At 62.5% G+C, this 23,529-nt stretch carries 25 protein-coding genes and 4 tRNA genes; 19 read left to right on the top strand and 10 right to left on the bottom strand.

Annotated features, from left to right (window positions below):
• The first annotated feature begins 80 nt into the window (after positions 1-80).
• From ribF to ispH, 5 genes are read left to right on the top strand one after another with little or no spacing between them, the layout of a single operon-like run.
• A complete protein-coding gene (ribF, locus tag AB7M33_RS05670) occupies positions 81-1,031 on the top strand; it encodes a bifunctional riboflavin kinase/FAD synthetase (RefSeq protein WP_027594578.1) in 951 nt (316 codons plus the stop codon).
• Entirely contained in the window at positions 1,028-3,859 is a 2,832-nt protein-coding gene (gene ileS, locus AB7M33_RS05665; RefSeq protein WP_027594577.1) for an isoleucine--tRNA ligase, read from the top strand. The genes ribF and ileS overlap by 4 nt, the downstream gene beginning before the upstream one ends.
• Entirely contained in the window at positions 3,852-4,367 is a 516-nt protein-coding gene (gene lspA, locus AB7M33_RS05660; protein ID WP_027594576.1) for a signal peptidase II, read from the top strand. Before ileS ends, lspA begins: the two co-directional genes overlap by 8 nt.
• The gene (fkpB, locus tag AB7M33_RS05655; protein WP_085274283.1) at positions 4,360-4,797 is read left to right on the top strand and encodes an FKBP-type peptidyl-prolyl cis-trans isomerase; all 438 of its coding nucleotides are present in this window, start codon (positions 4,360-4,362) and stop codon (positions 4,795-4,797) included. The genes lspA and fkpB overlap by 8 nt, the downstream gene beginning before the upstream one ends.
• A gap of 14 nt (positions 4,798-4,811) precedes the next feature.
• Positions 4,812-5,759, top strand: a complete 948-nt coding sequence (gene ispH / locus AB7M33_RS05650) for a 4-hydroxy-3-methylbut-2-enyl diphosphate reductase (RefSeq protein WP_027594574.1) — start codon at positions 4,812-4,814, stop codon at positions 5,757-5,759.
• Here the strand turns inward: ispH and AB7M33_RS05645 are convergent, their stop codons facing one another.
• On the bottom strand, positions 5,760-6,242 hold the full coding sequence (locus AB7M33_RS05645; RefSeq protein ID WP_085274285.1) for a GspH/FimT family pseudopilin: 483 nt from the start codon (positions 6,240-6,242) through the stop codon (positions 5,760-5,762).
• Positions 6,243-6,351: 109 nt separating this feature from the next.
• Between AB7M33_RS05645 and AB7M33_RS05640 the strand changes: the two genes are divergently transcribed.
• Genes AB7M33_RS05640 through thiO form a run of 5 tightly spaced genes read left to right on the top strand, consistent with a single transcriptional unit; the run spans position 6,352 to position 9,207 of the window.
• On the top strand, positions 6,352-6,558 hold the full coding sequence (locus AB7M33_RS05640) for a prepilin-type N-terminal cleavage/methylation domain-containing protein (protein ID WP_085274286.1): 207 nt from the start codon (positions 6,352-6,354) through the stop codon (positions 6,556-6,558).
• A complete protein-coding gene (locus AB7M33_RS05635) occupies positions 6,555-7,202 on the top strand; it encodes a PilW family protein (protein WP_454242558.1) in 648 nt (215 codons plus the stop codon). The genes AB7M33_RS05640 and AB7M33_RS05635 overlap by 4 nt, the downstream gene beginning before the upstream one ends.
• On the top strand, positions 7,199-7,663 hold the full coding sequence (locus tag AB7M33_RS05630; RefSeq protein ID WP_454242557.1) for a hypothetical protein: 465 nt from the start codon (positions 7,199-7,201) through the stop codon (positions 7,661-7,663). Before AB7M33_RS05635 ends, AB7M33_RS05630 begins: the two co-directional genes overlap by 4 nt.
• 1 nt (position 7,664) lies before the next feature.
• On the top strand, positions 7,665-8,054 hold the full coding sequence (locus tag AB7M33_RS05625; protein ID WP_454242556.1) for a type IV pilin protein: 390 nt from the start codon (positions 7,665-7,667) through the stop codon (positions 8,052-8,054).
• 55 nt (positions 8,055-8,109) lie between these two features.
• Complete coding sequence (gene thiO / locus AB7M33_RS05620) at positions 8,110-9,207, top strand: glycine oxidase ThiO (protein WP_454242555.1); 1,098 nt, start codon at positions 8,110-8,112, stop codon at positions 9,205-9,207.
• Positions 9,208-9,335: 128 nt separating this feature from the next.
• On the opposite strand, the gene AB7M33_RS05615 is transcribed toward thiO, so the two are convergent.
• Entirely contained in the window at positions 9,336-9,566 is a 231-nt protein-coding gene (locus tag AB7M33_RS05615; RefSeq protein WP_099428274.1) for a PP0621 family protein, read from the bottom strand.
• A 94-nt stretch (positions 9,567-9,660) separates the two neighbouring features.
• The gene (locus AB7M33_RS05610) at positions 9,661-10,680 is read right to left on the bottom strand and encodes an outer membrane protein assembly factor BamD (RefSeq protein WP_099428275.1); all 1,020 of its coding nucleotides are present in this window, start codon (positions 10,678-10,680) and stop codon (positions 9,661-9,663) included.
• 147 nt (positions 10,681-10,827) lie between these two features.
• Between AB7M33_RS05610 and rluD the strand changes: the two genes are divergently transcribed.
• The 6 genes from rluD (at position 10,828) to AB7M33_RS05580 (ending at position 15,916) form a co-directional block, all read left to right on the top strand.
• Positions 10,828-11,790, top strand: a complete 963-nt coding sequence (rluD, locus tag AB7M33_RS05605) for a 23S rRNA pseudouridine(1911/1915/1917) synthase RluD (RefSeq protein WP_454242554.1) — start codon at positions 10,828-10,830, stop codon at positions 11,788-11,790.
• Positions 11,787-12,527: a peptidoglycan editing factor PgeF gene (gene pgeF / locus AB7M33_RS05600; protein ID WP_027594564.1), complete on the top strand. Its 741-nt coding sequence runs from the start codon at positions 11,787-11,789 to the stop codon at positions 12,525-12,527. Before rluD ends, pgeF begins: the two co-directional genes overlap by 4 nt.
• A 185-nt stretch (positions 12,528-12,712) precedes the next feature.
• The gene (gene clpB, locus AB7M33_RS05595) at positions 12,713-15,277 is read left to right on the top strand and encodes an ATP-dependent chaperone ClpB (protein ID WP_027594563.1); all 2,565 of its coding nucleotides are present in this window, start codon (positions 12,713-12,715) and stop codon (positions 15,275-15,277) included.
• Positions 15,278-15,677: 400 nt separating this feature from the next.
• Positions 15,678-15,753: transfer RNA gene (locus tag AB7M33_RS05590), tRNA-Asn, on the top strand.
• A 4-nt stretch (positions 15,754-15,757) separates the two neighbouring features.
• Positions 15,758-15,834 (top strand) — tRNA-Pro (locus AB7M33_RS05585).
• 6 nt (positions 15,835-15,840) lie between these two features.
• Positions 15,841-15,916, top strand: a tRNA-Lys gene (locus AB7M33_RS05580).
• A gap of 310 nt (positions 15,917-16,226) precedes the next feature.
• Here the strand turns inward: AB7M33_RS05580 and AB7M33_RS05575 are convergent.
• The 3 genes from AB7M33_RS05575 to AB7M33_RS05565 form a co-directional block, all read right to left on the bottom strand.
• Positions 16,227-17,522, bottom strand: coding sequence for an NAD(P)/FAD-dependent oxidoreductase (locus AB7M33_RS05575; protein WP_027594562.1), 1,296 nt, complete (start codon positions 17,520-17,522; stop codon positions 16,227-16,229).
• A gap of 84 nt (positions 17,523-17,606) precedes the next feature.
• Positions 17,607-17,780 carry a DUF3094 family protein gene (locus AB7M33_RS05570; protein WP_013970765.1) on the bottom strand — a complete coding sequence of 58 codons (174 nt, stop codon included), beginning with the start codon at positions 17,778-17,780 and terminating at the stop codon, positions 17,607-17,609.
• 132 nt (positions 17,781-17,912) lie between these two features.
• Complete coding sequence (locus AB7M33_RS05565) at positions 17,913-18,542, bottom strand: DUF1780 domain-containing protein (protein ID WP_019473259.1); 630 nt, start codon at positions 18,540-18,542, stop codon at positions 17,913-17,915.
• Between the two features lie 202 nt (positions 18,543-18,744).
• On the opposite strand from AB7M33_RS05565, the gene AB7M33_RS05560 reads away from it, so the two are divergent.
• A complete protein-coding gene (locus AB7M33_RS05560) occupies positions 18,745-19,485 on the top strand; it encodes an energy-coupling factor ABC transporter permease (RefSeq protein ID WP_454242553.1) in 741 nt (246 codons plus the stop codon).
• 142 nt (positions 19,486-19,627) lie between these two features.
• On the opposite strand, the gene yacG is transcribed toward AB7M33_RS05560, so the two are convergent.
• From yacG to AB7M33_RS05540, 4 genes are read right to left on the bottom strand one after another with little or no spacing between them, the layout of a single operon-like run.
• Positions 19,628-19,828, bottom strand: a complete 201-nt coding sequence (gene yacG, locus AB7M33_RS05555) for a DNA gyrase inhibitor YacG (RefSeq protein ID WP_027594560.1) — start codon at positions 19,826-19,828, stop codon at positions 19,628-19,630.
• Positions 19,825-20,448, bottom strand: a complete 624-nt coding sequence (gene coaE, locus AB7M33_RS05550; protein WP_027594559.1) for a dephospho-CoA kinase — start codon at positions 20,446-20,448, stop codon at positions 19,825-19,827. The genes yacG and coaE overlap by 4 nt, the downstream gene beginning before the upstream one ends.
• On the bottom strand, positions 20,448-21,314 hold the full coding sequence (locus tag AB7M33_RS05545) for a prepilin peptidase (protein WP_454242552.1): 867 nt from the start codon (positions 21,312-21,314) through the stop codon (positions 20,448-20,450). The genes coaE and AB7M33_RS05545 overlap by 1 nt, the downstream gene beginning before the upstream one ends.
• A 2-nt stretch (positions 21,315-21,316) precedes the next feature.
• A complete protein-coding gene (locus tag AB7M33_RS05540) occupies positions 21,317-22,525 on the bottom strand; it encodes a type II secretion system F family protein (protein ID WP_454242551.1) in 1,209 nt (402 codons plus the stop codon).
• Between the two features lie 217 nt (positions 22,526-22,742).
• Between AB7M33_RS05540 and AB7M33_RS05535 the strand changes: the two genes are divergently transcribed.
• Positions 22,743-23,153, top strand: coding sequence for a pilin (locus AB7M33_RS05535; RefSeq protein ID WP_027594556.1), 411 nt, complete (start codon positions 22,743-22,745; stop codon positions 23,151-23,153).
• Positions 23,154-23,223: 70 nt separating this feature from the next.
• Positions 23,224-23,299, top strand: a tRNA-Thr gene (locus AB7M33_RS05530).
• Positions 23,300-23,529 lie beyond the last annotated feature (230 nt).

The following is a 23,529-nucleotide window of genomic DNA, read 5'->3' as shown; positions in this document are numbered from 1 at the left end:
CGCCACCCCTGGGCGCTGCTGCCTGTCACCGGCGCCCGGGTGTGGTTATAATCGGCCACTTTATGAGCAAGAAGCGCGTTATGCAGCTGGTTCGAGGTCTTCACAACCTGCGCCCCGAGCACCGGGGCTGTGTCGCCACCATTGGCAACTTCGACGGGGTTCACCGCGGCCACCAGGCAATCCTGGCGCGTCTGCGCGAGCGCGGCCAAGCACTTGGCCTGCCGACCTGCGTGGTGATCTTCGAGCCACAGCCGCGCGAATACTTTGCCCCCGATACTGCCCCGGCGCGTCTGGCTCGGCTGCGCGACAAGGTCGAGCTACTGGCCGCCGAAGGCATCGACCGCGTGCTGTGCCTGGCATTCAACCAGCGCCTGAGCAAGCTCAGCGCCGATGAGTTCGTCAAGGCCATCCTGGTCGACGGCCTGGGCGTGCGGCACCTCGAAGTGGGCGACGACTTCCGCTTTGGCTGCGACCGCGCAGGCGATTTTGCCTTCCTGGTCGAGGCCGGCGACAAGTACGGGTTCACCGTCGAAGCCGCCAACACGGTTATCCAGGATGGTTTGCGGGTCAGCAGCACCGAAGTGCGCAAGGCGTTGTCCGAAGGCGACTTCGAACTGGCCGAGCACCTGCTGGGCCGCCCGTACCGCATCACTGGCCGGGTCTTGCACGGCCAAAAACTCGCGCGCCAACTTGGCACGCCCACCGCCAACATCCAGCTCAAGCGCCGCCGCGTGCCGTTGTCCGGGGTTTACCTGGCCAGCATCGAAATCGACGGCAAGGCCTGGCCGGGTGTCGGCAATATCGGCGTGCGCCCCACCGTTGCTGGTGATGGGCGCCCGCACCTGGAGATTCATCTTCTGGATTATGCCGGCGACCTGTATGGCCGGCGTCTGACGGTGGAGTTCCACCACAAGCTGCGTGAAGAGCAGCGATTCGCCTCCCTTGAGGCGCTGAAGTCGGCGATCGACGCGGACATCGCCGCCGCACGTGCACATTGGCACGCTCAACCGCTAACGAAGAGCCTGAAATGACCGACTACAAAGCCACGCTAAACCTTCCGGACACCGCCTTCCCGATGAAGGCCGGCCTGCCTCAGCGCGAACCGCAGATTCTGCAGCGCTGGGACAGCATTGGCCTGTACCAGAAGCTGCGCGAAATTGGCAAGGATCGTCCGAAGTTCGTCCTGCACGACGGCCCGCCCTATGCCAACGGCAAGATCCACATCGGTCATGCGCTGAACAAGATCCTCAAGGACATGATCGTCCGTTCCAAGACCCTGGCGGGCTTTGACGCGCCCTACGTGCCGGGCTGGGACTGCCATGGCCTGCCGATCGAACACAAGGTCGAAGTCACCCACGGTAAGCACCTGTCCGCCGACCGCACCCGCGAGCTGTGCCGCGAGTACGCCGCCGAGCAGATCGAAGGGCAGAAGACCGAGTTCATCCGCCTGGGTGTGCTGGGCGACTGGGACAACCCTTACAAGACCATGAACTTCGCCAACGAGGCCGGTGAAATCCGTGCCCTGGCCGAGATGGTCAAGCAAGGTTTCGTGTTCAAGGGCCTCAAGCCTGTGAACTGGTGCTTCGATTGCGGTTCGGCACTGGCCGAAGCCGAAGTCGAATACGCCGACAAGAAGTCGCAGACCATCGACGTGGCCTTCCCGGTCGCCGACGCCGACAAGCTGGCCGCCGCCTTTGGCCTGGCCTCGCTGGCCAAGCCTGCCGCCATCGTGATCTGGACCACCACCCCGTGGACCATCCCTGCCAACCAGGCGCTGAACATCCACCCGGAGTTCAAGTACGCCCTGGTCGACACTGGCGAGCGCCTGCTGGTGCTGGCTGAAGAGCTGGTCGAGTCGTGCCTCAAGCGTTACAACCTGGAAGGCTCGGTGGTTGCGACCGCCCAAGGCTCGGCCCTGGAGCTGATCAACTTCCGCCACCCGTTCTACGACCGCCTGTCGCCACTCTACCTGGCTGACTACGTCGAGCTGGGCGCCGGTACTGGTGTGGTCCACTCCGCACCTGCCTACGGTGAAGACGACTTCGTCACCTGCAAGCGCTACGGCATGGTCAACGACGACATCCTCACGCCGGTGCAGAGCAACGGCGTGTATGTCGAGTCGCTGGAGTTCTTTGGCGGCCAGTTCATCTGGAAGGCCAACCCGGCCATCGTCGAGAAGCTGGGCGAAGTTGGCGCGCTGATGCACTCCGAAACCATCAGCCACAGCTACATGCACTGCTGGCGCCACAAAACCCCGCTGATCTACCGCGCCACCGCGCAGTGGTTCGTCGGCATGGACAAGCAGCCAACCACCGGCGAGCCGCTGCGTGAGCGCGCGCTCAAGGCCATCGAAGAAACCAAGTTCGTCCCGGCCTGGGGCCAGGCGCGCCTGCACTCGATGATCGCCAATCGCCCGGACTGGTGCATCTCGCGTCAGCGCAACTGGGGTGTGCCGATCCCGTTCTTCCTGCACAAGCAGACCGGCGAGCTGCACCCGCGTACCGTCGAGCTGATGGAAGCCGTGGCCAAGCGCGTCGAGCAAGAAGGCATCGAGGCCTGGTTCAAGCTGGACGCCGCCGAACTGCTCGGTGACGAAGCCGGCCAGTACGACAAGATCACCGACACCCTGGACGTGTGGTTCGACTCCGGCACCACCCACTGGCACGTGCTGCGTGGCTCGCACGACATCGGCCACGCTACCGGCCCGGTCGCCGACCTGTACCTGGAAGGCTCCGACCAGCACCGCGGCTGGTTCCACTCGTCCTTGCTGACCGGTTGCGCCATCGACAACCACGCGCCGTACCGCGAGTTGCTGACCCACGGCTTCACCGTGGACGAGAACGGCCGCAAGATGTCCAAGTCGCTGGGCAACACCATCGAGCCGGAAAAGGTCAACAACACCCTGGGTGCCGACATCCTGCGCCTGTGGGTTTCGGCCACCGACTACTCCGGTGAGATGGCGGTTTCCGAGCAGATCCTGCAGCGTAGCGCCGACGCCTACCGCCGTATCCGCAACACCGCGCGCTTCCTGCTGTCCAACCTGTCGGGCTTCGATCCGTCCCGCGACCTGCTGGCCCCAGAGGACATGCTGGCCCTGGACCGTTGGGCAGTGGACCGCACGCTGCTGCTGCAGCGCGAGCTGGAAGAGCACTACAGCGAGTACCGCTTCTGGAACGTCTACTCGAAGATCCACAACTTCTGCGTGCAGGAGCTGGGTGGCTTCTACCTCGACATCATCAAGGACCGCCAGTACACCACCGGCGCCAACAGTGTCGCGCGCCGTTCGTGCCAGTCTGCGCTGTACCACATCAGCGAAGCGCTGGTGCGCTGGATCGCGCCGATCCTGGCCTTCACCGCCGACGAAATCTGGCAGTACCTGCCGGGCGAGCGCAACGAGTCGGTGATGCTTAACGGCTGGTACCAGGGCCTGAGCGAGCTGCCGGAAGGCACCGAGCTGGACCGTGCCTACTGGGACCGCGTCATGGCGGTCAAGGCATCGGTCAACAAGGAGCTGGAAAACCAGCGTACCGCCAAGGTCATTGGTGGCAACCTGCAAGCCGAAGTTACCCTGTACGCCGAAGAAGGCCTGAGCGCCGACCTGAGCAAGCTGGGCGACGAGCTGCGCTTCGTGCTGATCACCTCGGCTGCCAGCGTGGTGCCGTTCGTGCAGGCACCGGCGGATGCCGTGGCGACCGAAGTCGAAGGCCTCAAGCTGAAAGTGGTCAAGTCTGGCCACGCCAAGTGCGGCCGCTGCTGGCACTTCCGCGCCGACGTTGGCAGCCACCCGGAGCACCCGGAAATCTGCAGCCGTTGCGTCGACAACCTGAGCGGTTCGGGCGAGGTGCGCCACTATGCCTAACCCTGTTGCGGGGCGCTTCGGGCGCCTTGCCTGGCTCTGGCTGAGCCTGGTGGTCCTGGTCCTTGACCAGGTCACCAAGGTCTATTTCGAAGGCAAGTTGAGCCTGTACCAGCAGATCGTGGTCATTCCTGACTACTTCAGCTGGACCTTGGCCTACAACACCGGGGCGGCGTTCAGCTTCCTCGCCGACAGCTCCGGCTGGCAGCGTTGGCTGTTCGCCCTGATCGCCCTGGTGGTCAGTGCGGTGCTGGTGGTCTGGCTCAAGCGCCTGGGGCGCAGCGAGACCTGGCTGGCCGTCGCCTTGGCATTGGTGCTGGGTGGTGCGCTGGGTAACCTGTATGACCGCATCGTGCTTGGCCACGTGGTCGACTTCATCCTGGTGCACTGGCAGAACCGCCATTATTTCCCGGCCTTCAACCTGGCCGACAGTGCCATCACCGTTGGTGCGGTGATGCTGGCGCTGGATATGTTCAAGAGCAAGAAGTCCGAGGAGCCTGTCCATGACTGACACCCGTATTGGCCAGAACACCGAAGTCACCTTGCACTTCGCGCTGCACCTTGAAAACGGCGACACGGTCGACAGCACGTTCGACAAGTCGCCCGCCATGTTCAAGGTCGGTGACGGCAACCTGCTACCCGGTTTCGAAGCCGCGCTGTTCGGCTTCAAGGCCGGCGACAAGCGCACCGTAACCGTGGCCCCGGAGAACGCCTTCGGCCAACCGAACCCGCAGAATGTGCAAGTGATGCCGCGCTCGCAGTTCACCGACATGGAGTTGTCCGAAGGCCTGCTGGTGATCTTCAACGACGCCGCCAACGCCGAGCTGCCGGGCGTGGTCAAAGCCTTCGATGACGCGCAGGTGACCATCGACTTCAATCACCCACTGGCTGGCAAGACCCTGAGCTTCGAGGTGGAGATCCTCGATGTGAAAGCCTTGTAAGCCTGGAGCCGAGCATGCAAATCAAACTCGCCAACCCTCGCGGCTTTTGCGCGGGGGTCGACCGGGCGATCGAGATCGTCAACCGTGCCCTGGAAGTCTTCGGCCCGCCGATTTACGTACGCCACGAAGTGGTGCACAACAAGTTCGTGGTCGAAGACCTGCGCAACCGCGGTGCCATCTTCGTCGAAGAGCTGGAGCAGGTGCCTGACGACGTCATCGTCATCTTCAGCGCCCATGGCGTTTCCCAGGCCGTGCGCCAGGAAGCGGCCGGGCGTGGCCTGAAGGTGTTCGATGCCACGTGCCCCCTGGTCACCAAGGTGCACATCGAGGTGGCCAAGTACAGCCGCGACGGCCGTGAGTGCATTCTCATCGGCCACGCCGGGCACCCGGAAGTGGAAGGCACCATGGGGCAGTACGACGCCAGCAACGGCGGCGCCATCTACCTCGTCGAAGACGAGGAGGATGTTGCCAAGCTGCAGGTGCGCGACCCGGACCACCTGGCCTTCGTGACCCAGACCACGCTGTCGATGGATGACACCAGCCGTGTCATCGATGCCCTGCGTGCGCGCTTCCCGAACATCGGTGGCCCGCGTAAGGATGACATTTGCTACGCCACCCAGAACCGCCAGGATGCAGTCAAGCAACTGGCCGACGAATGTGACGTGGTCCTGGTGGTCGGCAGCCCGAACAGCTCCAACTCCAACCGCCTGCGTGAGCTGGCCGAGCGCATGGGCACCCCGGCCTACCTGATCGATGGTGCCGAGGACCTGCAGCGCAGCTGGTTTGGCGACGCCGCCCGCATCGGCATCACGGCGGGTGCTTCTGCCCCAGAGGTGCTGGTGCGTGGTGTGATCGAGCAGCTCAAGGCGTGGGGCGCTTCTGGCGCCGAAGAGCTCGATGGGCGTGAAGAGAACATCACGTTCTCGATGCCCAAAGAGCTGCGGGTTCGTTCGCTGATCTGATCAAGAGCGTGCGCACAGAGAGCCCCGCTCGGGCTCACCTGTGCGCACGCTGATTCTGCCGCTGGTCGACAGCACGACGTGATGCTGGCCGGTGGGGGAGGCGCGTTCGCAGATCTCCAGTGTTGAATTGCTACGCCCCAGCGGAACACCTACTGCACTGAACCTCACCTGCCCCGGCGTGTTGTGGGCAATTCTCAGCGGCCGCGACAAGCGGTGTTCACGCAGCACCTGCTGATTGTGTTCAAGCACCACACGCCAACCCTTACCCCAATCGCTTTCCATCGGCTGCACCCGCACTGTCTGGCCTTGCAGCAAGGCGTGGCTGCGCGCGCTGCGCAGTGCCTGGGCCAGGTCCCGCGCTGCGGCTGCGCTATGTAAGTCATCAGAAAGCCCGGTGTAGGCCGGCATCCCCAGCTGTGTCAGAACGGCCGCCATGGCCAGCGCCAACATCATTTGTATCAGTGTTGCACCCTGTTGCCGCACCGTGCATTTCTCCCTGGACGTGCTTCGCTTCAGCTTCAACGTCGCAGGGCAATTGATCCAGTCGCCCAGTGATTAAACAGCTGCAGGAAAAGTCGCAGGGGGCGCAGGGATGCGAACGATGGAAGGGGGCATGACGCTTCTCGAGGTACTGCTGGCCATGGTGGTCGTGGCAGTGGGCCTGTTTGCCGCTGCTGCGCTGCAGGTGCGCGCACTGCAGGCAACCGACAGCGCTCGGCACGACGCGCAGGCCGCCTTGTTGAAACACACGCAGCTAGAGCGGAGCAGGGCAGCTGATGCGCGGAAGGTGCAGCGGTGAAGCGCGCACAAGGCGGCTTCAGCCTGCTTGAAGGGGTACTGGCGCTCGCCATCGGTTTGGGGCTGCTGGCAGCGGCTAGCCAGCTGTTCGTGTCTGCCCATCAAACCTGGCGGCTGCAAGGTGTGGCCGCACGCCTGCAGGATGATGCCCGGCTGGCCTTGCAGCGCATGGCCCAGGATATTCGCATGGCCGGCATGTTCGGTTGCCTGCGCTTGCAGCCCGGCGATTTCAACGACCCGGAAGCACTTCAGGCCTTCGCCCGACCGCTGCATGTGAGCCCCACTAGCTTGAGCTTGGTGGTCGCCGAGCTGCCAGGGCATAGCGGTGCTCCAGGTTGGACGCTGCTGACCAACTGCACCGACGAGGCCCACGTGCACAAGGGCCGAGCTGAAAGCAGCGGTCAGCTGTTAGCGTTCCCTATCAGCCGGCACGTGTATGCGCTGGAAGACGGTACGTTGAAGTTCCGGCGACGAGGCACTCCGCAACCGTTGGTCGACCATGTGCGCGAGATGCGCGTGGCGTTCGTCGAAACACCGCAGGGCGGGCGGGTAGATGTGCACCTGACCCTGTACGAGCCCACCCTGCGCATCGAACAGCAGCATGCGCTGAGTGTGGCGCTGCGTAACCCGGTGCCCGAACTGTGAAGCGCCAACGCGGTGTGGTGTTGCTGTTGGCGCTGGTGCTGAGCTTGCTGCTTGGCCTGATCGCGGCCTCGGCGCTGCGAGATGCGCTGGTTGAAACACGCATGGCCGGCTACTGGCGTGATGGGCTCAAGGCACTTGATGAAGCCGAACAGACACTGCTGCTGGCTGTTGACCAGCTAACGCTGGTTACGCCCCCGCTGTGCAAGCCCTGCCAGCCGCCACAACGCCCGCACGACTTGCAAGGCAGCTGGCAGCGCATCGAAAGCGGCTATTTTCAGGTGCACAACCTTGGCACAAGCGACCGCGTCGCCCACTTGCCCGAGGGCCAACAGGCCACCTTGTTCAGGGTGACTGCCGTCAGCCGACAGGTCGAGTCGCGCCATGTACTTGAAGCGGTGTATGCCCTGTCCGGTGATGAGGTGCGGCGCATCCTCTGGCGACAACGATTGAGGGAACCCTGACATGCAGCAAGGCCTGACCCTGATCGAATTGTTGATTGTCGTGGCCGTGACCGGCATTCTGGCAGCCATTGCCTACCCCAGTTACAGCGACCAGCTTCGGCGAGCCGCACGCAGTGAAGTGGTTGGCCTGCTGCATGACGCTGCCTTGCGCCTGGAGCGCCACCGCGTGCGCACGGGCCAATACGCCGAAGGCGAGCTGGCCTTGCCCACTGCCAACCGTCATTACAGCCTGCAGGCCCAGCGCAGCAGCGATACCTTTAAGCTGAGCGCAAGGCGGCTGCCGAATAGCCTGATGGCCGATGACCGCTGTGGTGATTTTCAGCTCGACCAAAGCGGTGTGCAGAGCAACCCGGGCAGCCTGGAAGGCCGCGAGCGATGCTGGGGAAGCTGAAGAATGAATGATGCCCGGCGCATCGCGGTTTTACTTCAGGTGTTTGGATCGACAGATGAGCAAGCAAGTAGTGGTGGTCGGCGGCGGGGTTATCGGCCTGCTGACGGCATTCAACCTGGCGGCGAGCGTCGGGCAGGTCGTGATCTGCGATCAGGGGGAGGTCGGCCGCGAGTCGTCCTGGGCCGGCGGCGGTATCGTCTCGCCGCTGTACCCATGGCGCTACAGCCCGGCGGTAACCGCTTTGGCGCATTGGTCCCAGGATTTTTATCCACAACTGGGCGAGCACCTGTTCGCTACCACGGGCATTGATCCTCAGGTGCATACCACCGGGTTGTATTGGTTGGACCTGGATGATGAAGCCGAGGCATTGGCCTGGGCCGAGCGCGAGCGACGCCCGCTCAGTGCTGTGGATATCTCGGCGGCCTATGACGCCGTACCGGTGCTGGGCCCTGGCTTCAAGCGCGCCATCTACATGGCGGGTGTGGCCAACGTGCGCAATCCACGTTTGGTGAAGTCGCTCAAGGCAGCATTGCTGGCGCTACCGAACGTGAGCTTGCGTGAGCACTGCCAGGTGACAGGCTTCCGGCATGAGGGTGAGCGCGTTACCGGTGTGCAGACGGCGGATGGCGTGATCAATGCCGATGAAGTGGTACTGAGCGCAGGCGCCTGGAGCGGCGACCTGCTGCGCACGCTGGGCCTGGAACTGCCGGTAGAGCCGGTGAAGGGCCAGATGATCCTGTTCAAGTGTGCCGAGGACTTTTTGCCGAGCATGGTGCTGGCCAAGGGGCGTTACGCCATTCCGCGCCGTGACGGGCATATTCTGGTGGGCAGTACGCTGGAGCATGCTGGATACGACAAGACCCCGACCGAGCAGGCGCTGGAAAGCCTCAAGGCTTCGGCGGTCGAGTTGCTGCCGGAACTGGCAGAGGCCACGGTGGTGGGGCATTGGGCTGGGCTGCGGCCGGGGTCGCCGGAAGGTATTCCGTATATCGGGCCGGTGCCTGGGCATGATGGGTTGTGGCTCAATTGCGGGCATTACCGCAATGGGCTGGTGCTGGCGCCCGCGTCTTGCCAGCTGTTCGTCGATTTGCTGACCGGGGCTGAGCCGATCATCGACCCGGCGCCGTATGCGCCGGCAGGGCGCTTGGGCTGAGAGTGCCGGGCCCGCTTTGCGGGCCTTTCGCGACACAAGGCCGCTCCTACAGGCGATGACGCTGTTCTGTAGGAGCGGCCTCGCGTCGCGATTGGGGCGCGCAGCGCCCCCATTCAGCGAATCCCGCCTCAGCGCGATTGCCCAGGCCCCTGCTCAAGGTGCGCCTGGCTGCAGTACCACTCCTTGCCCAGCTGCAGCGCCCGGTCATTAGGCAGGTGCACGCCACAATGGGCGCAGCGCACCATCTTCAGCGGGTCGTCGAGCTTCGGCTCAGGGTGGGATTGCTGGCTGATCTTGAACTTGCGCCACAGCCAGAACGCGGCGGCGATCAGGGCGATCCAGAAAAGTAGGCGAACCATGGTGTCCAGCTTGTCGAATGAAGAAGCCGACAGTCTAGGACGCAGCCAATAAAAAAGGGAGGCCCAAGGCCTCCCTTTCTTGTGTTGCGATCAATCAGTCGAACAGACCAAAGGTCATGTAGCTGAACCACGAACGGTCCTGCTCGGCTTCTTTCGGGCCAGGCGGCAGAATCACGTCGCCATTTTCGTCTTTCGGCAACAGCTCTTGCGGCATCTCGGAGCGAGCGTCCTGGAACTGCTTGACCACGTCCTGGTTGGCGCGGGTTTCGCCCGGCGGCAGCGGGGCGTCGGTTTCGATCAGGCCCAGGGTCGCCTTGGACAGCCAGCCACGGCCGTCAGACTCGGTCTGCTTGGGCTGGAACTCGCCGTCGACCAGGCTCGGGTGGTCAGGGTAGTTGAGCTTGAGGGTTTCCAGGCTGGTGGCAGCCAGCTCGTCCAAGTGCATCTTCTGGTACGCCTCGACCATGATTGCCAGGCCGTCACCGACCGATGGCGTTTCCTGGAAGTTCTCGACCACGTAGCGGCCACGGTTGGCGGCAGCGACATAAGCCTGGCGGCCCAGGTAGTAGTCGGCCACGTGGATCTCGTAGGAGGCCAGCAGGTTGCGCAGGTAGATCATGCGCTGCTTGGCGTCTGGCGCGTAGCGGCTGTTCGGGAAGCGGCTGGTCAGCTGGGCGAATTCGTTGTACGAGTCACGGGCGGCACCCGGGTCACGCTTGGTCATGTCCAGCGGCAGGAAGCGCGCCAGCAGGCCACGGTCCTGGTCGAACGACGTCAGGCCCTTGAGGTAGTAGGCGTAGTCGACGTTCGGGTGCTGCGGGTGCAGGCGGATGAAACGCTCGGCGGCGGACTTGGCGGCCTCCGGCTCGGTGTTCTTGTAGTTGGCGTAGATCAGTTCGAGCTGCGCCTGGTCGGCGTAACGGCCGAACGGGTAACGCGACTCCAGGGCCTTGAGCTTGTTCACGGCACTGGTGTAGCTGGAATTGTCCAGGTCAGCCTGGGCCTGCTGGTACAGCTCGGCTTCGCTGAGGTTCTCGTCAATGACTTCCTTGTTAGAGGAACAGGCCGCGGTAAGCCCGAGGATGGCGATCAGCAGCAGGTGTTTCACTTGCATGGCGGCTTGCGTCCCTTTGACGGCCGCTGTCTTGGGCGGTGCCGTCCTGTTATGATGAGCGCCCCGGCCAACCCCGGGACAAAAGAAGCCGTATTTAACCACAAGCTCGCAGCCGAAACCAAAGGCTGTGCGCCCGCCGAATCGAGCATGTCCGAGATCATTCAACTTAGCGCAGAGGTACCGTCCGATCTGGGCGGTCAACGCCTCGACCAGGTCGCCGCCCAATTGTTCGCCGAGTACTCGCGTTCGCGGCTTACTACGTGGATCAAAGAGGGCCGCCTGACGGTCGATGGTGCCGTCGTGCGCCCTCGAGACACCGTCTATGGTGGCTCTTTGCTTGCCCTACAGGCCGAACAAGAGGCCCAGGGCGAGTGGATCGCAGAAGACATTGAGCTGGATATCGTCTACGAAGACGACCATATCATGGTGATCAACAAGCCTGCCGGGCTGGTTGTGCACCCGGCCGCGGGCCATGCCAGCGGTACCCTGCTCAATGCCTTGCTGCACCACGTGCCAGACATCATCAACGTGCCGCGCGCCGGCATCGTCCACCGTCTGGACAAGGACACCACCGGTCTGATGGTGGTGGCCAAGACCCTGCAGGCGCAGACCCGGCTGGTCGAGCAAATGCAAAGCCGCAAGGTCAGCCGCATCTATGAGTGCATCGTGATTGGTGTGGTGACCTCCGGCGGCAAGATCGACGCCCCGATCGGTCGCCACGGCGGCATGCGCCAGCGCATGGCGGTAACCGACGGCGGCAAGCCGGCGGTCAGCCACTACCGTGTGCTCAAGCGCTTCCGCTCCCACACTCACGTGCGGGTCAAGCTGGAAACCGGCCGTACCCACCAGATCCGTGTGCACATGGCCCATGTGGGCTTCCCACTGGTCGGCGACCAGACGTACGGTGGGCGCTTCCGCATTCCGCCGGCTGCAAGCCCAACCATGGTCGAGGCGGTCAAGACCTTCCCGCGTCAGGCGCTGCATGCGCGTTTCCTCGCGCTGGCCCACCCGATTACCGGTGAAGTCATGAAGTGGGAATCGCCGTTGCCGGATGATTTCCTCTGGTTGCTGACACTGCTGAACGAAGACCGCGAGAGCTTTATCGGATGAACGGTCTGACGCAGGCGCTGCTGTTTCCTGACTGGCCGGCCCCGGCCTCGGTTCGCGCTTGTGTCACTACGCGTCAGGGCGGCGTCAGCCTGCCGCCCTATGAAGCGTTCAACCTGGGTGATCACGTGGGTGATGACCCTGTCGCAGTCGCCGAAAACCGCCGCCGTCTGAGCGATGAATTTGCTATCCAGCCTGCCTGGCTCAAGCAAGTGCATGGCTTGGTGGTGGCGGATGCCGACCCGGCCGTGGTGGCCGAGGCCGACGCCAGCTGGACTGATCAGCCCGGTATCGCCTGCACCGTAATGACTGCCGATTGCCTGCCCGCACTGTTCTGTGACCGTGCGGGTACCCGCGTGGCTGCAGCCCATGCTGGCTGGCGCGGGTTGGCGGGCGGGGTGCTGGAAGCGACCCTCGACCGTTTGGCCCTGCCGCCTGAAGACGTGCTGGTGTGGCTGGGCCCGGCCATTGGCCCGCAGGCGTTCGAAGTGGGGCTGGAAGTGCGTGATGCCTTTACCGCCGTGCACCCGGAGGCTGCCAAGGCCTTTGTCGACGGTGAGCGGCCGGGCAAGCTGATGGCCGACATTTATGCGCTGGCGCGTATTCGCCTGGCGGCGCGTGGCGTGACGGCGGTGTATGGCGGTGGTTTCTGCACGGTCAGCGACTCACGGTTCTTCTCGTATCGCCGCACGCCCCAAGGTGGGCGGTTTGCCTCGTTGGTCTGGCTAGCCCCTCGCTGACGTATCACGCCTCTACGCGGGCAAGCCCTCAACGCAGCCACCACTAATCCATGAGGTTGACCTCGGTCAACCCCGCTACGCTTGAATCTTCCAGAATCACCCATATCTATTGGTCATCTCTGGCAGGTTTCTTCATTAAAGGCGCTGTCCATCGCTCCGACCTGCCCTAACAGGAAGGTACTCCCATGCGAATAGACCGTTTGACCAGCAAGCTTCAATTAGCAATATCCGACGCTCAGTCCCTCGCCGTAGGCATGGACCACCCTGCCATCGAGCCCCTGCACCTGGTGCAGGCCCTGATCGAACAGCAGGGCGGGTCGATCAAGCCGCTGCTGATGCAAGTCGGCTTCGACATCAACAGCCTGCGTCAGGCACTGGTGAAAGAACTCGACCAACTGCCGAAAATCCAGAACCCCACGGGCGACGTGAACATGTCCCAGGACCTGGCGCGCCTGCTCAACCAGGCCGACCGCCTGGCCCAGCAAAAGGGCGACCAGTTCATCTCCAGCGAGCTGGTGCTGTTGGCCGCCATGGACGAGAACAGCAAGCTCGGCAAGCTGCTGTTGAGCCAGGGTGTGACCAAGAAGGCCCTGGAAAACGCCATCAATAACCTGCGTGGCGGCGCGGCAGTCAACGACGCCAACGCCGAAGAGTCGCGCCAGGCTCTGGACAAGTACACGGTCGACCTGACCAAGCGTGCCGAAGAGGGCAAGCTGGACCCGGTGATCGGCCGCGATGACGAAATCCGCCGTACCGTGCAGGTGCTGCAACGGCGTACCAAGAACAACCCGGTGCTGATCGGTGAGCCTGGCGTGGGTAAAACCGCCATCGCCGAAGGCCTGGCCCAGCGCATCATCAACGGCGAAGTGCCCGATGGCCTCAAAGGCAAGCGCCTGCTGGCGCTGGACATGGGGGCGCTGATCGCCGGTGCCAAGTACCGCGGCGAGTTCGAAGAGCGCCTGAAGTCGCTGCTTAACGAGCTGTCCAAACAGGAAGGCCAGATCATCCTGTTCATCGACGAACTGCACACCATGGTCGGCGCCGGTAAAGGCGAGGGCGCCATGGACGCGGGCAACATGCTCAAACCGGCCCTGGCCCGTGGCGAGCTGCATTGCGTTGGCGCCACCACGCTCAACGAGTACCGCCAGTTCATCGAAAAAGACGCCGCCCTGGAGCGTCGCTTCCAGAAGGTACTGGTAGAAGAGCCGAGCGAGGAAGACACCATTGCCATCCTGCGCGGCCTGAAAGAACGCTACGAAGTGCACCACAAGGTGGCCATCACCGACGGCGCGATCATTGCGGCGGCCAAGCTCAGCCATCGCTACATCACTGACCGCCAGCTGCCGGACAAAGCCATCGACCTGATCGACGAAGCGGCCAGCCGCATTCGCATGGAGATCGACTCCAAGCCTGAAGTGCTCGACCGTCTGGACCGTCGTCTGATTCAGCTGAAGGTGGAATCCCAGGCGCTGAAGAAAGAAGAAGACGAAGCCGCGAAAAAACGCCTGGAAAAACTGCACGAGGAAATCGAGCGGCTGGAGCGTGAGTATTCCGACCTCGAAGAGATCTGGGCCTCCGAGAAAGCTGAAGTGCAAGGCTCGGCGCAGATCCAGCAAAAGATCGAGCAGGCTCGCCAAGAGCTTGAAAGCGCCCGTCGTAAAGGCGACCTGAGCCGCATGGCCGAGCTGCAGTACGGGGTGATCCCGGACCTGGAGCGCAGCCTGCAGATGGTCGACCAGCACGGCAAGTCGGAAAACCAGCTGCTGCGTAACAAGGTCACCGAGGAAGAAATTGCCGAAGTGGTCTCCAAGTGGACCGGCATCCCGGTTGCCAAGATGCTCGAAGGCGAGCGCGAAAAGCTGCTGAAGATGGAAGAACTGCTGCACCAGCGCGTGATCGGTCAGCACGAAGCCGTTACCGCCGTGGCCAACGCCGTACGCCGCTCCCGCGCCGGGTTGTCCGACCCGAACCGGCCAAGTGGGTCGTTCATGTTCCTCGGCCCGACCGGTGTGGGTAAGACCGAGCTGTGCAAGGCCCTGGCCGAGTTCCTGTTCGACACGGAAGAGGCGATGGTGCGCATCGACATGTCCGAGTTCATGGAGAAACATTCCGTGGCTCGTCTGATCGGCGCTCCACCAGGCTATGTAGGGTACGAGGAGGGCGGTTACCTGACCGAAGCGGTACGGCGCAAGCCTTATTCGGTGGTGCTGCTCGACGAGGTGGAGAAGGCGCACCCGGATGTGTTCAACGTGTTGCTGCAGGTGCTTGAGGATGGCCGGCTGACGGACAGCCACGGCCGTACTGTGGACTTCCGCAACACCGTGATCGTGATGACCTCCAACCTGGGCTCTGCACAGATCCAGGAACTGGTCGGTGACCGTGAGGCGCAGCGTGCTGCGGTGATGGATGCGGTGGGCTCGCACTTCCGTCCGGAGTTCATCAACCGGATCGACGAAGTGGTGGTATTCGAGCCCCTGGGCCGCGACCAGATCGCCGGCATTACCGAAATCCAGCTGGGCCGCCTGCGCAGCCGTCTGCTGGAACGTGAACTGTCGCTCAGCCTGAGCCCTGAGGCGTTGGACAAGCTGATTGCAGTGGGTTACGACCCGGTGTATGGCGCACGGCCACTGAAGCGTGCGATCCAGCGCTGGATCGAAAACCCGCTGGCGCAGTTGATCCTCTCTGGCAAATTCCTGCCAGGGTCGGCGATTACCGCCAAGGTGGAAGGCGACGAAATCGTCTTTGCCTGATCCAGCTGAAAAAAATAGCCCCGCACCTGCGGGGCTTTTTTATGCCCCTGATGCCACTGCAGGAGCGGGCTTGCCCGCGAAGAGGCCCGGCAAACACCGTAAAATCGGGGCCTCGCCGGTTTTTTTGATAACTTGCTGAAAATTTTGAAATTTCTGCTTGCATCTAAAATCGAGTGCCCCTAATATACGCCGCGTTGTCAGGCACTAAGCGAATCACCAGGAACATCGGTGTTAGCAAAACAACTTAGAAATCAGTAAGTTGAATGAAAAAAAGTGGTTGACAAGCAAAACGAAGAATGTAGAATAGCCGGCCTCAGCAGCGACAAAGCGAAAGCAGAGAAGCTGAAGAGATCGAAGCTAACACAGACTTCGAAGTAGTAAAGATGTACCGAAGTTCAGTTCCGCGATAGCTCAGTCGGTAGAGCAAATGACTGTTAATCATTGGGTCCCTGGTTCGAGTCCAGGTCGCGGAGCCAATCTCGGGGTGTAGCGCAGTCCGGTAGCGCGCCTGCTTTGGGAGCAGGATGTCAGGAGTTCGAATCCCCTCACCCCGACCATTTTCAGGGTCGTTAGCTCAGTTGGTAGAGCAGTTGGCTTTTAACCAATTGGTCGTAGGTTCGAATCCTACACGACCCACCATGTAAAAAGGGCATCTCGACTGAGATGCCCTTTTTCTTTTGCCTCGAATTTAACCCACGAAAAAAGCACCCGTTAAGGTTCCTGTTTAAGCGGGGCCCTTTGGGAGCAACTGTCTTGCGCAATTTCTAAAAATTGACTCATTGTGGGAGCGGGCTTGCCCCGCGAACACCGGCGAAGCCGGTGCCATGCACCGCGGCGCCTGCATCGCCGGCAAGCCGGCTCCCACAGGTTTTGGAAACAGCTTGCCGCAGCCCAAAGGGCTGGGTGATCTGCCACAAAAAAGCCCAGCCTGAGGGGCTGGGCTTAGCTGTCAGTGCAGCTTCAACCGCGGCTCTGTCCCTCGCCCAATCTTGCTACCCAGCATCATCATCGCCGTGCGGAAAAACCCGTACAGCGCCATCTGGTGCATGCGATACAGCGACACATAGAACATCCGCGCCAGCCAGCCCTCCAGCTTCACGCTGCCCATCAGGTTGCCCATCAGGTTACCCACCGCCGAGAAGCGCGACAGCGATACCAACGAACCGTAGTCCTTGTATTCATAAGTCGGCAGCGCCTTGTTCTCCAACCGCGCCTTCAGGCTTTGCGCCAGCATCGAAGCCTGCTGGTGTGCGGCCTGGGCCCGTGGCGGCACATTGCGGTCGCTACCCGGTTGCGGGCATGCGGCGCAGTCACCGAAGGCGAAGATGTTGTCATCGCGCGTGGTCTGCAGGGTAGGGCGTACCACCAGCTGGTTGATGCGGTTGGTTTCCAGCCCATCGATGTCCTTGAGGAACCCCGGCGCACGGATGCCCGCCGCCCACACCTTGAGGCTGGCCTGGATCACTTCGCCGTCCTTGGTTTTCAGGCCATCCTCGGTCACTTCGCTGACCGCAGCATTGGTCATCACCTTCACCCCCAGTTTTTCCAGGGTCTTGTGCACTGGCACACTGATGCGCTCGGGCAACGCAGGCAAAACCCGTGGGCCAGCCTCAATCAAAGTGATGTGCATGTCCTTGGGCTGGATGCGGTCCAGGCCATAGGCTGCCAGCTCGTGCGCCGCGTGGTGCAGCTCGGCCGCCAGCTCTACGCCAGTGGCACCGGCACCGACGATGGCCACGCTGATTTGTTCGCTGGCCACATCACCAGCGTGCGCGCGCAGGTAGTGGTTGAGCAGTTGCTGGTGGAAACGCTCGGCCTGCTTGCGGGTGTCCAGGAACAGGCAATGCTGCGCCGCGCCCAAGGTGCCGAAGTCGTTGGTGTTGCTGCCCACGGCGATGACCAGGGTGTCGTAGCTCAGCGTGCGCGCAGGCACCAGCTCGCGGCCCTCTTCATCGAGGGTTGCGGCCAGTTGGATCTGCTTGCCTTCACGGTCCAGGCCGCTCATGCGCCCCAGCTGGAAGTTGAAGTGGTTCCACTTGGCCTGGGCCACGTAGTTCAGTTCATCTTCCGAGGAGTTCAGCGAGCCGGCTGCCACTTCGTGCAGCAGCGGCTTCCAGATGTGCGTCAGGTTGGCGTCGACCAGGGTGATGTCGGCTTGCTTGCGCTTGCCCAGGCTTTTACCCAGGCGGGTCGCCAGTTCCAGGCCGCCGGCGCCGCCGCCGACAATCACGATGCGATGAGTCATGGGGATATCTCATAAGGTTTACGGAATTCGTGGCCCTGGGGGCCGGCCGCAAACTGCACGAGGGGAGGGCGAGCGCAAGGCAGCTCATAGCACCAGTCCACTCAACAGGCGGCTTATGAGGCCCAGACCAATGGTCACGGCCACCACCAGTACAAGGAGCAACCACGGCCGGAAGGGCCTGCGCTCGACTTGGTGCTGGGGGGCGCGTAGATACTCATCGACACGACGCTGATCTTCTGGATTCAGGCGGCTGGTCATGGTGGGCCTCGTCAGATAGACGTTTGTGACTGCGCAAACGCTACAGCGTTCAGGCAAGCGCTTGAAACAAATGATAATGCTTTCTATCTCTGGCGCCGAGTGTACGCCATCGCAAAGACTCTCGGCACTGGATCAAAGACTGATCCCCACATCGAACACAATGCTGCGCCCCAGGTTGCCACGCAAAAAGTCTGGCGCATCCGGGTGGGCGAACAACACCCTGGCGAACGTCGGCCCGACCAGTGACAGCGAGCGCCAACCCTGGCGCAGGTATTCGGTGGGCGGCGGGAAGTGAGTGTTGAGGTCGAGCACTTCGCGCTTGAGGCTGGCGAAGGCGATGATGTCCAGCTCGTTCAGCTCCAGCCCACGTTCGCGGTAGTTGTGCGCCTTCTTGCGCAAGGTCGGGGCCAGCCGAGCCAGCAGTTCGGTGGCGCTGATCCGCCGCGGGCGTGCTTCACGGCGCACCAGTTGCGCCAGGGAAAACGCACTGCGCCGGCGTTGCAGCTCTTCGCGCCACTCATCGTTGAGGCGGCGGCCTTCGTCCAGCACGAAAAACACCTCGAATGCCGCATCGCGGAACAGCACGTCTGGCGGCTCCTGGCCGGCTGGCGTGAAGTCCTCGCTGCGGTAGGGAATGTTCAACCCTTGCAGCAGGCGTTGGCATACCCAACGCTCACGCTCCCATTTGCGTGCATTGGAGAGAAAAGCATTGGCTTGTTCGGCCTGGATGGTAAGCAGGCGCAGGTAGTCTGAGTCATCCATGCAGACAAGCTTAGTCGCTAATCGATGACGGTAAGATGCTGTTTGTGCGTAGAAATCAGCTCAGCACCGGCCACTGCTGCACGATACCCAGAAGATGCACCACGCCAAACCCCAGGCAGAAGCATCCGCATGCAGAAAGGGCGGCCGCCAGATCAGGCCAGGTTAAGCGCGTGGAGGCGCCAGCCTACAGCAGCCGGAGGAGATGGAGAATGGGTGTAGACTCACCTTTATCCACAGGGGAGAGAGGGGTATTCGTCCGGTGATCAGTGCACAGGTGTTGTCTGGCACCAGCCTCACGTTGGGCTGGCTGGGTTACGTGCCACTGTTGCTCTGGGCCGCCAGCCGCGCTCGCTGGGTGGAGCTGTTCACTGACCGGCGCCGCCAGCACCTGCTGTTTGGCACGGTGTTCTGCCTGTTTGCCCTGTGGCTGGTCAGGCGCGATTTCGATACGGGCGTGTCGTATCACTTCATTGGCATGACGGCTGTGACGCTGCTGCTGGACTGGCCACTGGCTGTGCTGGGGGGCTTTATGGCTCAGTTGGGGTTGCTGGCGCTGGGGCGTCAGGACCTGGCGGCACTCGGTGTGAACGGCCTGCTGTTGATTGGCTTGCCGGTGCTGATTACCGAGCTGTGCGCCATCGCGGTCGAACGCGCGCAACCGCGTAACCTGTTCGTGTATATCTTTTGTTCAGGGTTCTTTCCCGCGGCGCTGACGGTGCTGGTGTGCCTGTTGGCCGGGCTGGGTATCTTGTGGCTGGACGGGCGTTTTGCCATGCCGGAGTGGCTGAGTGACTTTGTGGGCTACCTGTGGCTGATGATGTTCCCCGAGGCGTTCATCAACGGCATGGTGATCAGTGCGCTGGTGGTGTTTTGCCCGGAGTGGCTGGAAACGTTCAACCGCACGCGGTACCTGCAGGCGCCGTGGAAGGACGATGAACACTGACCCCCGCCCTTTGTAGGAGCGGCCTTGCGTCGCGATGGGCCGCAAAGCGGCCCCAGTTTCAGCGTCATCACAGATAGTGATGGGGCCGCTTCGCGGCCCTTTCGCGACGCAAGGCCGCTCCTACACGGGGCCAGGGATCAGCTTAGTGCCGCGGCTCCAGGTCCCCGGAATACAGCTCATCTTCGGACTCTTCCGAACCCGCGATCTTGTGCTCCTCAGCCGCCCAAGCCCCCAGGTCGATCAGCTTGCAACGGTCAGAACAAAACGGCCGGAACGCGCTTTTCTCGTTCCATTCCACAGGTGCGCCACAGGTCGGGCAATCGACGGTCAATGGCTGGCTCATGGCTGGCCTCCTCGTAAAGTCAGGTAAAAGTGGTGCAGACGGTCGATCTGCTCGTGCAGCGCCGCGAGGTCGCGGTCATTGACCACCACATCGTCGGCATGGCGCAGGCGCTCTTCGCGGGCCAGCTGGGCCTGCAAAATGGCCTGTACCTGCTCGGGGCTGGTGTTGTCCCGCTGCAGGGTACGTTGCACCTGCAACGCCTGCGGGGCATCGATCACCAACACGCGTTGGGTCTTGCGATGCTGGCCAGACTCGATCAGCAAGGGTGACACATACACCGCATACGGCGACTGCGCCTTGGCCAGGTAGCTGAAAATCTCCTGCCCGATCAGCGGGTGCAGCAGGGCTTCCAGCCATTGGCGCTGGGCTGGGTCGGCGAAAATCAGCTGGCGCAAGGCGCCGCGGTCGAGCTGGCCGTCGTCCAGCAGCACGCCTGGGCCGAAGCGCTCGACGATACTGGCCAGCGCCGGGCGACCAGGCTCAACCACCCAGCGCGCGGCCTGGTCGGCATCGACCAGGTGCACGCCAAGCTCGATGAAACGCTCGGCGGCGGCACTCTTGCCGCTCCCGATGCCACCGGTCAGGCCGAGAATCCAGGGGGTGAAAGCTGCAGTGGTCATCAGAATCCAAGCAGTTGCAGGTAAGAGGCGTATATTTCATCACCCCAGAGCACAGCAATCCACCCCGCAATTGCCAGATAGGGGCCAAACGGCATGGCCATGCCGATGGAATGCTTGCGCATCCGCAGCAGGAACACGCCCACCAACGCCCCCACCACTGACGACAGCAGCAAGGTCAGCGGTAGCACCTGCCACCCACCCCAGGCACCGATCAGTGCCAGCAGCTTGAAGTCGCCATAGCCCATGCCTTCCTTGCCGGTCACCAGTTTGAACAGCCAGTACACCGTCCACAGGGTGAGGTACCCGGCCACGGCACCGCACACCGCATCGGGCAAGGGCACCAATACGGCAAAGTAATTGACGATCAACCCAAGCCACAGCCCCGGCAGCACGATGGCGTCAGGCAGCAATTGTTGGTCATGGTCGATCAAGCTCAGGGCCAGCAAACCCCACGTCAGCGGCAGAAGCACCAGTGCCTCGACACTGGCCCCGCAGCGCCAGGCCACCGCCATCGACAGCAGCGCACAACCCAGCTCGACCAACGGATAACGCACGCTGATGCGCTGCTTGCAGGCAGAGCAACGCCCACGCAACGCCAGGAAACTGAGGATGGGGACGTTTTCCCACGCCCGAATCCGATGCCCGCACTGGGTGCACTGCGAGGCCGGGAGGCACAGGTCGAAGCGCGCATGCTCGGCCACCGGCAACCCCAGCACCTCCTGTGCTTCACGCTGCCATTGGCGGTCCAGCATGATCGGCAGTCGGTACACCACCACATTGATAAAACTGCCCACCAACAGCCCCAGCACGGTCGCCAAGGTGATGAAGTAAGCCGGCTGCAAAGCCAGGAAGGTCCATAAAGTCATGTTCAGATCAAGCTACCCAGCTGGAAGATCGGCAAGTACATCGCCACCACCAGGCCGCCAACCAGCAGGCCCAGGACCAGCACGATGGCGGGCTCCAGCAGGCTGGTCAACTGCTCCAGCGCCTGGCTGACCTGTTCCTCGTAGTGGCTGGCGGCTTTTTCCAGCATCGTGTCCAGCGTGCCACTGGATTCACCAATGGCCACCAACTGCACCAGCAGGGGCGGGAACAGCGGCTCGGTGGCCATCGCCTGGTTCAGCCCCTGCCCATTGGCCATGCCCTGGCGTAACCGCAAAATCGCGTGTTCATGCAACTCACCACCACTCACCTTGGCCACCGTCCCCATGGCATCCAGCAGCGGCACCCCAGCGGCGTACGACGTTGCGAGGCTACGCGCAAAACGCGCCATCGCCGCCTGCCTCAGCAGCGCGCCGAACACCGGCAGGCCCAGCACCCGCTGAGATATCCACAGGCGCGCCGGCGCATGCTGCCGGTAAAGCTGGCGCCCAGCCAAACCCAACATCGCCATACCCATTAGCAACAGCGGCGCATAACGCCCCAGCCCTGTGGACAAGTCGATCACCCACTGCGTAAAAGCCGGCAGCGCAGTATCAAACCCCGCGAACAGGCTCTGAAACTGCGGGATCACCTCCAGCAACAAAACCGCCGACACCCCCAACCCCGTCAGCAGCAGCAACAGCGGGTAAATCATCGCCTTGCGCACCTTCTTGTGCAGGGCCAGGCGCTGTTCCAGCATGCCCGCCAGTTGCTCGAGCTGCCGGTCCAGCGTGCCCGACTGCTCACCCACCCGCACCAGGTTGCAGTACAACGTATCGAACCACCCCGGGTGGCGCTGCAGCGCATCCGCCAGCCCCAGCCCCGACGCCACATCCTGTTTCAATCGCACCAGCAACGCCGCCTGCGCCGCATCACACCCACTGCGCCCCATCACCTCGAACGCCTGCAGCAGCGGCACCCCAGCTTTCAGCAAGGTCGCCAACTGCCGGCTGAAGCCCGCCGGGTCAGCTTTTTCCGGCCGCTTTGGCCACCGCCACGCCAGCCCACCAGCCGGCCGCAAACTGGCCACCAGAATGCCCTGGCGCAGCAACCCCGCGCGCACATAAGCCGGGCTGCGCCCAGGTGTTTGCCCGCTGACGGCCAGGCCATTGGCGTCGGTGCCCTGCCAAGCGTAGAGGCGTATCGAATGGTTCATGCAAAGGTCCTTTTTTGCCCGAGCGACAAGCTTGGAAACAGCTTGCCGTGTCCATGAGAGGGCGTGCTTCCCTGATGCTCACTAGAGTAGTTCAGCGAAGGTGACGCCCAGGCGGGCAGGGGTGACAAAAGGTGTCTGTTCAGGCCTACTGCGCCGCTGCCGGCCTGGGGTCGAGAGTGACCCCAAATGTGTATGCGTATAAACAAGGAAAACGTTCATGAAAGGGCAACGCGGTATCACCCTGATCGAACTGATGATCGTCGTCGCGATCATCGGCATTCTGGCGACCATCGCCATCCCGATGTACACCAACCACCAGTCCCGCGCCAAGGCGGCGGCCGGGCTGTTGGAGATCACCTCACTCAAGCCCCCCATGGACCTGCGCTTGAACGAAGGCAAGGACGTGCTGGATGTAGGGTCGCTAGGCGGCCAGCCAGCGACGGCGCATTGCGCGATCAAAGCTGAAGGCAAGGCTGCTGACGGCACCGGGATCATCGAATGCACCCTGGTCGACGCCCCGGCCACCGTGGTTGGCAAGGCCATCACCCTGACCCGCTCCGCAACCGGATGGACCTGCACCACCAACATCGAGGCAGACCTGGCGCCGAAGGGTTGCAAAGGGGCGTGAGGGTAGGGCAATAAACGAAGGGAAACAGGGGTTTGCGTAACGGCTGCGGCAGTGGTACGTTGCGCTACACGCCGGTGTAGCTCAGTCGGTAGAGCAGCGCACTCGTAACGCGAAGGTCGCAGGTTCGATTCCTGTCTCCGGCACCACATTCAGATTGGCCAGTGGCGATTTTTCGCTTGTTGGCCGCACTAAGAAGCCCGCCTTGTGCGGGTTTTTTTGTGCCTGTTTATTACTCTGCTGATCTGTGTGTTTTTGACTTAAAGGAACGAGGTTTTCCACTTAAGGTTGCGCGGTTTTCTAGATAGTGGTTATCTGTTGATTCGGTTTTGGCTAACGTTTACGGGGGAAAAGCCTAAATTTTTCTAGATAATGATTT

The sequence above is a fragment of the Pseudomonas sp. Y3 TE3536 genome (assembly GCF_053629175.1).
Note: the sequence above shows the minus strand (reverse complement) of the source record. Positions and strands in the feature narration are given on the sequence as shown.